General features: G+C 71.1%; 12 protein-coding genes and 2 pseudogenes. 11 read left to right on the forward strand and 3 right to left on the reverse strand.

Annotated features, from left to right (window positions below):
* Positions 1–399 precede the first annotated feature (399 nt).
* The 7 genes from WEB03_RS13315 (at position 400) to rho (ending at position 8075) form a co-directional block, all read left to right on the forward strand.
* Entirely contained in the window at positions 400–969 is a 570-nt protein-coding gene (locus WEB03_RS13315; protein WP_368071407.1) for a VOC family protein, read from the forward strand.
* Positions 970–1149: 180 nt separating this feature from the next.
* Entirely contained in the window at positions 1150–1551 is a 402-nt protein-coding gene (locus WEB03_RS13320; RefSeq protein WP_368071408.1) for a type II toxin-antitoxin system VapC family toxin, read from the forward strand.
* 432 nt (positions 1552–1983) lie between these two features.
* The gene (locus WEB03_RS13325; protein WP_368071409.1) at positions 1984–3276 is read left to right on the forward strand and encodes a homoserine dehydrogenase; all 1293 of its coding nucleotides are present in this window, start codon (positions 1984–1986) and stop codon (positions 3274–3276) included.
* An 11-nt stretch (positions 3277–3287) separates the two neighbouring features.
* Entirely contained in the window at positions 3288–4355 is a 1068-nt protein-coding gene (thrC, locus tag WEB03_RS13330; RefSeq protein WP_368071417.1) for a threonine synthase, read from the forward strand.
* The gene (thrB, locus tag WEB03_RS13335) at positions 4352–5356 is read left to right on the forward strand and encodes a homoserine kinase (protein WP_368071410.1); all 1005 of its coding nucleotides are present in this window, start codon (positions 4352–4354) and stop codon (positions 5354–5356) included. The genes thrC and thrB overlap by 4 nt, the downstream gene beginning before the upstream one ends.
* Positions 5357–5578: 222 nt before the next feature.
* Complete coding sequence (fsa, locus tag WEB03_RS13340) at positions 5579–6235, forward strand: fructose-6-phosphate aldolase (protein ID WP_368071411.1); 657 nt, start codon at positions 5579–5581, stop codon at positions 6233–6235.
* Between the two features lie 85 nt (positions 6236–6320).
* A complete protein-coding gene (rho, locus tag WEB03_RS13345) occupies positions 6321–8075 on the forward strand; it encodes a transcription termination factor Rho (RefSeq protein ID WP_368071412.1) in 1755 nt (584 codons plus the stop codon).
* Between the two features lie 59 nt (positions 8076–8134).
* Here rho and WEB03_RS13350 read toward each other — a convergent pair.
* A pseudogene (locus WEB03_RS13350) lies at positions 8135–8719 on the reverse strand (response regulator); the annotation flags it as partial.
* Positions 8720–8721: 2 nt separating this feature from the next.
* Positions 8722–9897: a sensor histidine kinase gene (locus tag WEB03_RS13355; RefSeq protein ID WP_368071413.1), complete on the reverse strand. Its 1176-nt coding sequence runs from the start codon at positions 9895–9897 to the stop codon at positions 8722–8724.
* A 127-nt stretch (positions 9898–10024) separates the two neighbouring features.
* On the opposite strand from WEB03_RS13355, the pseudogene WEB03_RS13360 reads away from it, so the two are divergent.
* Positions 10025–10252: pseudogene (locus tag WEB03_RS13360) on the forward strand (DUF4386 family protein); the annotation flags it as partial.
* Between the two features lie 27 nt (positions 10253–10279).
* Positions 10280–10732: a DUF6326 family protein gene (locus tag WEB03_RS13365; protein ID WP_368071414.1), complete on the forward strand. Its 453-nt coding sequence runs from the start codon at positions 10280–10282 to the stop codon at positions 10730–10732.
* Here WEB03_RS13365 and WEB03_RS13370 read toward each other — a convergent pair.
* On the reverse strand, positions 10719–11420 hold the full coding sequence (locus WEB03_RS13370) for a Bax inhibitor-1 family protein (RefSeq protein WP_368071415.1): 702 nt from the start codon (positions 11418–11420) through the stop codon (positions 10719–10721). The genes WEB03_RS13365 and WEB03_RS13370 overlap by 14 nt on opposite strands.
* A gap of 169 nt (positions 11421–11589) precedes the next feature.
* Here WEB03_RS13370 and WEB03_RS13375 point away from each other — a divergent pair, with 169 nt between their 5' ends.
* Both WEB03_RS13375 and rpmE read left to right on the forward strand, forming a co-directional pair.
* Entirely contained in the window at positions 11590–12417 is an 828-nt protein-coding gene (locus tag WEB03_RS13375; RefSeq protein WP_368071416.1) for a maleylpyruvate isomerase N-terminal domain-containing protein, read from the forward strand.
* A gap of 235 nt (positions 12418–12652) precedes the next feature.
* On the forward strand, positions 12653–12797 hold a 145-nt coding region (gene rpmE, locus WEB03_RS13380; RefSeq protein WP_368071418.1), incomplete at its 3' end, for a 50S ribosomal protein L31.

Raw genomic sequence — 12797 nt, forward strand, 5'->3', positions numbered from 1 at the left:
CGCTCCCCGTCGAACGGTCCCCGCAGGCCCTTCCGCGGAAGACGCCAACCAACCTCAGATGTCTGGACATGGGGGTCCACGCCGCGGAGTCGGAATGGTGCACAGCCAGCCCAGCCTGACCTCTGTCGGGTGACCAGGCCGACGATTCACGTCACGGATTCCTCCAGCGGCAGGCACTTCTGCACCAAGAATTATCTGACACATGCACGGTCATCGGGCCCCATGTCCAGACCTCTGAACCTAGGCACGGGGTGTGACAGCGAAGGCCCGGCCGCGCGCGGCCCCGGGACGCGCCACCCCACCTGGTCGGAACGCGAGCCTCGCGAGCCGGTCGTGAGGCAGGCTGCGATCGGTGCCGGCGCACCTCGCGCTGTGCCATCGACGACCGGAGGAGTGCCCGTGCCACCCCGACTCGACATGATCGGCCTCGTGGTCGAGGACCTCGCCGCCTCGTTGGCCTTCTACCGCCGCCTCGGTCTCGACCTGCCGGCGGATACCGATGATGAACCGCACGTCGAGGCGACCCTGCCCGGTGGGTTGCGGATCGCCTTCGATCCGGTCGACACCATCAACGGCTTCGATCCGAGCTGGCAGGCACCGAGCGGGTCGCCGCGCGTCGCACTGGCCTTCCTCGTCGACTCGCCTGCGGAGGTCGATCGGCTGCACGCAGAACTGGTCGCTGAGGGCCACCACTCCCACCTCGCCCCGTTCGATGCGCCGTGGGGGCAGCGGTACGCGACCGTGCACGACCCCGACGGCAACGGCGTCGATCTATTCGCGCCGCTCCCCGGCTCCCCGTGTGATCTCGCTCAGAACACGTGCGGCCCTGTGACCGCAACATCACGGGCGTTACGCGCAGGTCGTCCGCTCCGTCGGACGCCACCAGGTCTGAGCTATCATCGTGATAGCTGCTGGGAGGGAGACGATGGGCGACCTGTTGATCCGAGGACTTGCACCCGAAGCGCATGAGGAGCTCAAGCGGCGCGCGCAGGATGCTGGTGTCAGCCTCCAGACCTACGTCGCCCAACTGCTGGAGCGCTCGACAGCCGTCCTTGCGCTCGCCGACTGGCTCAGCGGGCTCGACGAGCTACCGCGGCACCGAGGTGTGTCGGGGGCAACGGCGGTTCGTGAGGCCCGCGAAGAGCTCCCGTGATCTACGTCCTCGACGCGTCAGCAGTCGTCGATCTGCTCGTTCGCAGTGACGCCGGCGAGAGTGTCCGTCGCCGGCTGGCCGATGACAGCGATGCAACGCTTCTCACCGTTGCGCATCTGGATGCCGAGGTCTTCTCGGGACTGGCGCGACTCCACCGTGCCGGAGAGCTCGCAGCCAGCGAGGTCGATGAACTGTTGCGACGGCTCGCACGGCTGGACGTTCGTCGCGTCCCGATCGGTGGTGCGCTGTTGGAGGCTGCCTGGCAGATGCGTGACAACATCGCCGCCCGCGACGCGTTGTACGTCGCCACGGCGCGCGATCTCGACTGCGGACTTCTCACCACCGATCAACGCCTCGCCAGAGCGGTGCCGGACCTGGCCATTGAGCTCAACGGGTAGAACGCGGACCGCCCTGTCGGCGGTAGCTCCGCCACCCACGAGACAACGCAACGGGCGTTGCCTACTGGCTCGGCCCGCCCCGTCCTCGGCTTGCGGGGTCCCTACGTGGCGCTGGCGCCACACCAGCGCCCCGGTAGGCCGGCGCGCACCCATCGGTCGGGCTCGCGGGGTCCTGACGTGGCGCTGGCGCCACACGAGCACCCCGGTGGGTCGGGCGCACCGATCGGATGGGCTCCGGGTGTCCGAGGGGCCGACCAGGCGGTAACCGCCGTTCTGCCAAGGTCGGGGTCCGACTTCTTCCCGACGCGATACCTCGGGGGTCCCGGCGCCTGACCCGACCCCGACCTGGTCCGGAGCCTCGGCGCGGGGAGGCCGGTCGGCTGCCACCGGTAGGCTCCGGCGCCCTCCCCGACCACCCGACCGAGGTCACCCGTGGACCGCGTCATCCGCATCGGCCTGCTCGGCTGCGGCACCGTCGGCGCAGGGGTCGTCACGATCCTCGACCGTGAGGCCGACGATCTCGCCGCCCGCACCGGTGCCCGCCTGCAGGTGACCCGCGTCGCCGTCCGGGATACCACCATCGACCGTGGACTCCCCCTGCCGGCCGAGGTCTTCACCGACGATCCGATGGCGGTGGTCGAGGCGGACGACGTCGACCTCGTCGTCGAGGTGATCGGGGGCCGCGACCTGGCCGGGACGCTCGTGCGGCGCGCCCTCGAGCTCGGTAAGCCCGTGGTGACCGCCAACAAGGAACTGATCGCCCACGAGGGCCCCGAGCTGGCCGAGGCTGCCCGGGCCGGTGGCGTCGACCTCGCCTACGAGGCAGCGGTCGCGGGCGCGATCCCGATCATCAAGCCGCTCAAGGAGTCCCTCGCGGGGGACCGGGTCACCCGGGTCGTCGGGATACTGAACGGGACCACCAACTACATCCTCACCCGGATGACCGAAGAGGGCGCCGCCTACGCCGACGTCCTGTCCGAGGCCCAGGCGCTCGGCTTCGCGGAAGCGGACCCGACCTCCGACGTCGGTGGACACGATGCGGCATCGAAGGCCGCGATCATCGCCTCCCTCGCCTTCGACACGACCGTGCACGCCGCGGATGTCTTCCGCGAGGGCATCGAGCAGGTCAGTGCCACCGACATCGAGGTCGCGTCCCGGCTCGGGTACGTGATCAAACTGCTCGGTATCGCCTCGGAGATCGACGACGAGGTGGCGGTCCGGGTCCACCCGACGTTCCTGCCGAAGGCGCACCCGCTCGCCGGCGTCCGCGAGTCGTTCAACGCCGTCTACGTCGAGGCCGAGGCCGCGGGTGAGCTGATGTTCTACGGCCGCGGCGCGGGCGGGATGCCGACCGGGTCGGCCATCGTCGGCGACGTCATCGACGTGGCTCGGAACCTCTTGCAGCAAGCGCCGGGACCGTTCCCCTCGAGCCACCGACGCAAGCGCCTCCGTCCGATCGAGGACCTGCAGACCCAGTACTACGTGCTGCTCGACGTCGAGGACGAGCCGGGTGTGCTCGCCGAGGTCGCGCGCACGTTCGGGGACCACACCGTCTCGATCGCGCAGGTGTGGCAGGAGGGCTCGGGCGACACCGCCCAGCTCGTGCTCATCACCCACCGGGCGCGCGAAGGCGACCTGCGGACCTGCGTCGACGCGCTCGAAGCGTCGTCGGCGGTCCGCAAGGTCACCAGCGTCCTGCGGGTCGAGTCGGAGGTGTGGGAGTGAGCGGCGCGGATATGCACCGGGGAGCCCACGTCTGGCAGGGGCTGCTCCACGAGTACCGCGACCGCATGCCGGTCACCGACGCCACGCCCGTCGTGACGCTGCGCGAGGGTGGGACGCCGCTGATCGTCTCCGAGGTGCTCTCCGAGCTCACCGGCTGCGAGGTCCACCTCAAGTACGACGGCGTCAACCCCACCGGGTCCTTCAAGGACCGGGGTATGACGTTGGCGATCAGCAAGGCCAAGGAGGAGGGCGCCGAAGCCGTCATCTGCGCCTCGACCGGCAACACCTCGGCGTCGGCGGCCGCGTACGCCGCCAAGGCCGGGATGACCTGCGGGGTCATCGTGCCGAAGGGCAAGATCGCCCTCGGCAAGCTCGCCCAGGCGCTGGTCCACGGGGCGCAGGTGTTGGAGATCGACGGCAACTTCGACCAGGCGCTGCTGATGTGCCGCCAGCTCGCCGATGAGTACGCGGTGAGCCTGGTCAACTCGGTCAACCCCTACCGGATCGACGGTCAACGCACCGGTGCGTGGGAGGTGTGCGACCAGCTCGGGCGTGCTCCCGACGTGCACGTCATGCCGGTCGGCAACGCGGGCAACATCACCGCCTACTGGCGCGGCTACCGCGAGTACAGCGCCGACGGCACGATCGACGCGCTCCCCGTCATGCGCGGCTACCAGGCGGCCGGCGCGGCTCCGCTGGTGCTCGGGCACCCGGTCGAGAAGCCGGAGACCGTCGCGACGGCGATCCGCATCGGCAACCCGGCATCGTGGGAGCAGGCGGTCGAAGCGGCCCGCGACTCGAACGGCTCGATCCGTGCCGTGACCGACCGCGAGATCATCGCCGCCTACCGCCAGCTCGCCCGCCAGGGTGTCTTCGTCGAGATGGCGTCGGCCGCGTCCGTCGCCGGGCTGCTGCAACTGCACGCCGCGGGCGAGCTCGAACGCGGCCAGACCGTCGTCTGTGTGTTGACCGGTCACGGGTTGAAGGACCCCGAGTGGGCCATCAACGGCGCGTCGCCACCGGTGACCATCGCCGCTGAGGTCGGCGTCGCGGCCGAGGCTCTCGGGCTGCACAGGTGAGCTCCGCCGCGACCCTCGTCCACCACACCGTCAGCGTCCCGGCGACCACCGCCAACCTCGGTCCCGGCTTCGACGCCTTCGGTCTGGCGCTGCGGGGGACGGGGCGGTTCCGTCTCAGCCTCCACGTCGGCTCCCTGCCTCGCGCGGACCAGGACGAGCGGGTCCGGTGCGAGGACGAGGGAGCGGGCGAGATCGCCTCCGGTGACGACAACCTGGTCTGGCGTTCGCTGGTGGCGTTCTGCGAGCACCACGACGTCGCGGTGCCGGACGTCGCGCTCCGTTCGCGGAGCACGGTCCCGCTCGAACGCGGGCTCGGGTCGTCGTCGTCGGCGATCGTCGCCGGGCTCGTGCTCGGGCGCGCGCTGACCGAGGTCGCGGTCGGCGACCGTGACCTCATCGGGCTCGCGACCCGGATCGAGGGGCACCCCGACAACGTGGCACCGGCGATCGCCGGCGGTCTGGTCGCCTGCGCGACCGACGACGCGGGGGGGCTGGTGATCCGGCGGGTCAACCCGACCCCGACGCTGCGTCCCCTGGTGCTGGTCCCGACGACGCGCCAGGCGACCACCTCCGCCCGTGCGGTGCTGCCGAGGACCCTGTCCCGTGCGGATGCGTCGGTGCAGGCTGCGCGGGCGGGCCACGTGCTCGGGGCGTTGCTCGGCGCCTGGCCGGCTGCGGTGTCGCTGGCCGGTGACCGTCTGCACGAGCCGGCCCGCTTCGAAGCGATGCCGGCGACGGGCGCCGTGGTCGCCGAGCTCCGTGACGCTGGCGTCCACGCGTGGCTGTCGGGTGCGGGCCCGTCCGTCGTGGCGGTCATCGACGGCGTCCGCGGTGACGTCCTGGCACGGGTGGAGGCGCTCGCGGCGCAGCACGGTTTCGAGGCCCACGCGGCCGAGGTCGACCTGTCGGGTGCCGTCACCTGTCCCGCGGGCGGGTGCGGGCTCGCCGGCGATGGACCGGTCGGTTCGGACTGCGTGCGGTGCCCACGACGCGGAGTATGATGCCGCCGTACCGCGTCGCGTCCGACGCGGGGACTCCCCACCCGGAACGCCAGCGGTCGACCCCGTCGGGTCACCGCGTTCCGCGTCGCCGAAGCCCCCGGGCTTGCCGCAGATCGACCGGGTGACGAACCTCCTCGCGCGGGACCTGCGTCGGTACGTCCCCTTCCTCGCCGCCAGGCTCGCGGCTCCGCCCGTGTCGGCCTGCCCGTACCGGAGCTTGCCGTGAAGCTGTTCCTCGACACCGCCAACCTCGCCGAGATCACCGAGATCAACCGGTGGGGCGTCCTCGATGGCGTGACCACGAACCCGAGCCTGGCCGCCAAGGAGAAGCGCGACTTCGCCGACATGATCCGCGAGATCTGCGCCGAGGTCGACGGTGATGTCAGCGCCGAGGTCGTCGCGACCGACACCGACGGCATGCTCCGCGAGGCCAGCGAACTGGCGGCCATCGCCGACAACGTCGTCATCAAGCTCCCGCTGACGCCCGACGGGCTCGGCGCGTGCCGGAAGCTGACCGATGAGGGCGTCAAGACCAACGTGACGCTGTGCTTCTCGGCCACCCAGGCGATCCTGGCCGCCGGCGCGGGCGCCACCTACGTGTCCCCGTTCGCGGGCCGGCTCGACGACATCGCCAACGACGGGATCGCGCTCATCGCCGAGATCGCCGACATCTTCCGCGTCCAGGGCTACACCACCGAGGTGCTCGCCGCCTCCCTGCGGTCACCGCAGCACGTCGCACAGGCCGCGGCCGTCGGTGCCCAGGCGGCGACGCTGCCGAGCAAGGTCTTCGAGCAGATGGTGCACCACCCGCTGACCGATGCGGGCCTCGAACGCTTCCTCGCCGACTGGGAGACCTACCAGGCCGCGCTCGAAGCCTGAGCTCACCACCTGCCACGCGGTCCTGCTGGACCGCTGACCTGACCTACCTGAGCGGCCGACGAGGCCGATCGACGGGGAGAACCAGATGGACCGCTCGCTGCTGGAGCGCAAGGCGCTCGCGGAGCTCCGCGAGATCGCCGGAGCCCTCGAGCTCCGCGGCTACCAACGGATGAAGAAGGCCGACCTCGTCGACCTCATCATCGGGGCCGCAGCTGAGAACTCGAAGGGTGCCGACGCCGGTCCGGCTGAGGCGCCCGCACAGGCCGAGGCCAGCAACGGCTCCGCACCGGACGGTGGCGGGTCCAACAGCTCGGCCGCGGACGCCCTCGTCGCCCGGCGTCGGGGCACCTACCGCTCGGACGAGGGCGGGGGCCGCGCCGACCGCGAGGGCAGCGCCGAGCGCGTCGACCGCGAGGGCAGCGGCGAGCGCGGCGGCCGCGAACGCGATCGCGACCAGCGCGGCGACGCCGGGGGCCAGCAGCGCGAAGGTCGCCAGCGCGACGACCGGGGCCCGCAGCGTGACGACCGGGGCCCGCAGCGTGATGACCGCCAGCGCGACGACCGGGGCCAGCAGCGCGACGACCGTGGTTCCCAACGTGAGGACCGCGACGACGATGGCGACAGCGACGGCAGCCGCAACCGCGCCAAGCGCGAACGTCGACGCAAGAACCGCCCCGGTGGCCAGGGGCAGGGCAACCAGGAGAACCTCGACGACGCCGAGGTGCGCGAAGGGATCCTCGACCTGCTGCCCGAGGGGTACGGCTTCCTGCGGGTGACCGGGTACCTGTCCGGTCCGAAGGACGTCTACGTGTCGCAGTCGTTCGTGCGGCGCTACGACCTGCGCCGCGGGGATCGGGTCGCCGGCCCGATCCGTCGCAACCGCAACAACGACAAGTTCCCCGCCCTCGGCCGGGTCGACACCATCGAGGGCGTCGCCGTCGCCGACCTCGACGGGCAACCGAAGCGACCGGAGTTCAAGGACCTCACGCCGCTGTTCCCCGACGAGCGGCTCCGCCTCGCCGGTGGCGAGAACGCCACCATGGCGATGCGCCTCGTCGACATGTTCACCCCCATCGGCAAGGGCCAGCGCGGCCTGATCGTGTCACCGCCGAAGGCCGGCAAGACCACCGTCCTCAAGCAGCTCGCCGCGGCCATCGAGGCGTCCGACCCCGACCTGCACCTGATGGTCGTCCTCGTCGACGAGCGTCCCGAGGAGGTCACCGACTTCGAACGGTCGACCGATGGCGAGGTCATCTCCTCGACCTTCGACCGACCGGCCGAGGACCACACCCAGGTCGCCGAACTCACCATCGAGCGAGCCAAGCGTCTGGCCGAACGCGGCCGCGACGTGGTCATCCTCCTCGACTCGATCACCCGGCTCGGCCGGGCCTACAACCAGACCGCCCCGACCTCGGGCCGGATCATGTCCGGCGGCATCGACTCGGCCGCGCTGTACCCGCCGAAGCGCTTCTTCGGCGCCGCGCGGAACATCGAGGAGGGTGGGTCGCTGACGATCATCGCGACCGCCCTGATCGAGACCGGTTCGAAGATGGACGACGTCATCTTCGAGGAGTTCAAGGGCACGGGGAACATGGAGCTGCGCCTCGATCGGCGGATGGAGCAGAAGCGCATCTTCCCGGCGATCGACATCCAGGCGTCCGGCACGCGCCGTGAGGACCTGCTGCTGCCGCAGGATCAGATCGACACGATCTGGAAGCTGCGCCGCCTGCTGTCGACGATGGACACCGAAGCCTCGCTGCACCTGCTGATCGACAAGCTCAAGGCCGCCAAGTCCAACGAACAGTTCCTGCAGCTGATCAGCAAGTCCAACCTGTCGTAGCGCCGGCTACACAGGTCCACCGCGGCGCCTCCGGGGTTCCGGTTCCTCCGGGCCGTGGTGCGTCCGGTCTCGTGGGCCCACATCGCGATCTCGACGCGGTTGCGTGCGTCGAGCTTGCGCATGAGGGCAGCGAGGTGGGTCTTCACCGACAGCAGGACCTCGTCCTCCCGGGCGGTGAGCGGCTCGATCGGTTGTGTCGGCGGGGGGCCGTCGTGGGAGGCTGCGAACGTGGCGAGCAACCGCACGGTGATGCTCGGGGCGATCAACGCATCACCTCGAGCAGCAGCGTGGATCGCCTGCGTCAGCAGCGTCGGGCCAGCGTCCTTGAGGAGGAACCCGCGGGCACCGGCCCTCAGCGCGCCGTGGACGTACTCGTCGAGATCGAACGTCGTGATCACGACGACGGTGAGCGGATCGGCGACGTCGGGGCCGGCGAGCTGGCGCGTCGCCTCGATCCCATCCAGGTGGGGCATGCGGATGTCGAACAGGCAGACGTCCGGTCGCAGCTCGCGGGCGAGCTGGACGGCGTGGAGGCCATCGGCGGCTTGGCCGACGACCTCGATGTCGGGCGCTGCGTCGAGGATCATGGCCAGGCCCGTCCGGACGATCTCCTGGTCGTCGGCGATGAGCACGCGGATGGCCACCTCTACACCGTCCCCCGCGTGGCACGCGCTCGGCTCGGGGTCGGCATCTGCTTGGGCAGGGTCGCCTCCACCAGCCAACCTCCGCCAGGGTCTGGGCCGACGTCGAGGGAACCGCCGAGCAACGAGGTGCGCTCCCGCATGCCGACCAGGCCGAGCCCGGACGTCGGTGGCGGGCTCGAAGCCGTCGGGCCGCCGTCGTCGCGGACGGTCAGACGGACCCGCTCCGCATCGCCGACGACCTCGATGCTGACCCGGGTGGCGTCCGTCGCGTGGCGCCGGACGTTCGTGACGGCTTCCTGGGCGATCCGGTAGAGCGCGATACCGACCGCTGACGGCACGTCGTCGAGGGTGCCGGCCATCTGCGCGTGGACACGTGGCGTGCCGGTCGGGCGGGCGAGCCGTGTGATGTCGGGGATACCCGGCTGAGGGGAGAGGTCCGGAGCGTCGTCGTCGCGGAGGACCCCGACGATGGCGCGCATCTCGGTCAGCGCCTGCGATGTGGCGGCCTCGATCGTCGCCAGCACGGCCATCCCACGCTCGGGGTCGGCGGCCCCGAGCGCCTGTCCAGCCTGGGCCTGGATGACGATGCCCGAGACGTGGTGGCCGATGGTGTCGTGCAGGTCGCGGGCGAGGTCGTGACGCTGGCGTAGCTCCGCCTGCTCGACGGCGCGGAGGCGCCCGGCGGCGTGGAACCGGAGGGCGGCACCGAGCGCGGCCGAGAACAGGAAGAACCCGTAGCCGGCGACGACCTCGGCCGGCGTCGTCGGATCGGCGACGTGGGTGACCCCCAGCCACACGAGGATGAGCCCCAGCCCGGTGGTGGCCTCACGACCCGAGCCCCAGCGGAACAGCGCGTAGGGCAGGACGAGCGCGGCGGCGATGCTGCGGAGACCGGTCACCTCGAGCACGAGGATCCGCGCCACGTCGAAGGCGATCAGCGTGCCGAACGCGACCGTGATGGCCGCGACGGGGTGGGTCCGGCGCCACAGCAGCGTGAGGCCGATCACGACGCTCACCGCGATGGCGACCGGCATCCCCTCCCGGTCGCCGCGGAGCACGGCCTCGACGACCGAGGCCCCCAGCATCACACCGAGCAGTGCCCAGTCGCGCCACACCCGAGCGGGCGGGTGTGCGGGACGTGGCTCGTCCCAGAGGGCCCGGAGGCTGTTGATCACCATCAACCCAGCCTAGGGACGGGGCCCGGGGGCGACTCAGCCAGAAGCACGAGATCCGAGCCGTCCGACCGGACGAGCGAGGTCGAGCCGCCGGACCGATGGCAGCAGCCGCGACGACCTCGCCCACCGATCGGCGGCGTTCCCCCGGGCGCTGAGCGTGCTGCTCGCGGTCGCAGGCGTCAGCTGGATCGTCGACACGCTCGCGGCGTTCCTGTTCCCCGACCTGCCCGACGTGGTGCACGCCGTCCTGTCCGCGCCCACCGTCGCCGAGTTCTGGCTCATCGCCTACCTGCTCGTCAAGGGCGTCCGCTCACCCGTGGACGGGCATCTCACGGCCGCCACCTCAGGGCGGGCTTGACCCGACCATCAACCACACGGAGACGACATGCACACCGACATGCAGGACGATGCCCGCGCCATCGCCACCCCAGCGGAGCCGCAGCTACCGGTCCAGGCCAAGCTGGCGGCAGCGTGGACCAGCTTCATGTTCCTCTACGCCTACGTCGACATCCTCGGCCTGTACCTGCCTGGCGTCGTCGACGACATCCTGGCCGGCATCGTCTGGGAGTTCGACATCAGCCAGGCCTGGGCCACCGGAGCGCTCACGCTCGTGGCGATCCCCATCCTGATGGTGACGCTCTCCGCGCCGCTGCCGATGCGAGCGAACCGGACGACCAACTTCGTCGTGGCGCCGGTCTACGTGCTCGTCTCTGCGGGCAACGCCCTCGGTGAGACCTGGACCTACTACTACGGCCTCGCGATCGGTCTGGAGGTCGCGATCCTGGCCCTCATCATCCGCACCGCGTGGACGTGGCCTCGCGCGGTCAGCGGCGGCTGAGCAGCCGCAGCACGTACCAGAACATGAGGGCCACGGACGCGAACAGGCTCATCGCAGCGGCGACCTGCCGGTCGGCGGGGTAGGAGCGGTAGATCTTCTGGGTGTCGTAGAGGATCGCGCCGCCGGCGAGCCCGATCATCGCGACCGAGAACCACGCGCCGAGCTCGATGGAGGGGAAGATCACGGCTGCGACGATGGCCCCGAGGGCGAGGAGTCCGGCCCACATCAGCAGGCCACGCAGGAAGCTGAAGTCCTTGCTGGTGGTCAGGGCGATGCCGGAGAGGCCGATGAAGGCGATGATGGAGATCCACGCCGCCGTCGAGATGACCCCGGGGAACTCCTGCTCGGCGTAGGCCAGCGGGAGGGTGAAGATCACCGCGTACACGGCGACCATCAGCGCGTAGCCGCCGTACTGCATGGCGGGGGAGGTCGCCTTCCAGGCGAACGACGACCCGAGCCACGACACCAGCATGAACCCGCCGAGGACCAGCAGCCACGACACGCTGAGCATGGCGTTGGCGATGTCGTAGGCGAGCCCGCTGGTGAACAGCCAGGTCTCGATCGCGATGAACGCACCGATCCCGGCCAGCAGGTTCAGGTAGACGCGCGTCATGAAGCGGGACCGGACGTCCTCGCTCTGGTTCGCGACGGCGTCGGGGGCGTAGCCCGGCAGCTGCTGCTGGCTCACGGGATGGTTCTCCTCGGTGTGGTGTCGCGCGGGTCGTGACGGGTCGGGCTCCGTCCGGAGGGACAGGGTGCCACACGATGGGGGCACAGCACCGGCGTTCGGAGCCGGCTCGACGCACCGGGGTCACGGTGAGGGTTAGCGTGCCCGGTCCGCCCGAGGGAGGAAAGCTGTGGCCGACGCCCGACGACCCGACCGCACCGCGCAGCGCGACCAGCTCGTCGGCGCCTACCGGGCGGCCCTCGAGGGGTTGCTCGCGGCCACCGACGAGCTGTCGGACGAGGCGTGGGGCACCGAGACCGGCTGTCCCGGCTGGGACGTCCACGACCAGCTCGCGCACTGCATCGGGCTCGAGCGGCGCCTGCTCGGGGACGCGGACCTCGACCCGGACGTCGAGGTGCCCGACCTGCCACATCTGACCGGTGATGTCGGCCGGTTCCTCGAACGCGACGTCGAGTCCCGTCGGCGGCTCGGTCACGACCAGCTCCGCGCCGAAGCGCGTGACGCCTTCGACCGTCGGCTCGCGGTCCTCGCTCAGCTGCGACCCGAGCAGCTCGAGGAGGAGACGGCATCCCTGGTCGGGCCCATGCGGACCTCGGCGGCCCTGCGGCAGCGCGTCTTCGACCTGGTCTGTCACGAGCGGGACGTCCGTGCGGCCGTCCGACGGCTCGATGGGTTCTCCGGCCCGCACGTGTCGCAGTCGGTCGAGCAAGGGCTCCGGGCGTGGGCACGCGCGCTGCCATCCCGCGTGGAGGGTGGCGACAGCCTGGCGGTCCGGTTGCCCCACCGTGACCCCGCCGTCCTCGACCTGAGCAACGGTGAGCTGCTCCGCGACGCTGCAGCCACGGCGTCGGCATCGGCGACGTTGCGGTTGACGGACGCCGACCTGCTCGCGCTGGTCTCGGGCCGCTCCGACGCGCCCGGCGTCGATGGGATCGAGGTAGCGGGGGACGAGTCGCTCGTGCGGCGCGTCCTCGCGGTGGCGTCGGTGACGCCCTGACGCGCGGGGGAGGGCCTCGGAGCGTTGAGCTCCGTGCGCTCGCGCCGCCGCTGAGGTGACGGCGCGCCGGCGGCTCGGTACCGTCTCCCGGCGCGCGCCGCAGAGGCGTGCTCCGTGCGCGGCCTCCCGGCTCCCCGTCCTTCCTCGGACGACCCCGCGGCCCGCCGCCTCTCGTCACGAACCCCGGTCAGCTGTGCGGCGCCTCGGCGCGATGCACGCAGGAAGACGACACGACATGAAGCAGGGCATCCACCCCGACTACTCGCTCGCCACCGTGACGTGCTCGTGCGGGAACAGCTTCGAGACCCGCGCGACGGTCGACAAGATCTCGGTCGAGCTGTGCAACCAGTGCCACCCGTTCTACACGGGCAAGCAGAAGC

Source organism: Nitriliruptor sp. (genome assembly GCF_040882075.1).
Classification (GTDB): domain Bacteria; phylum Actinomycetota; class Nitriliruptoria; order Nitriliruptorales; family Nitriliruptoraceae; genus Nitriliruptor.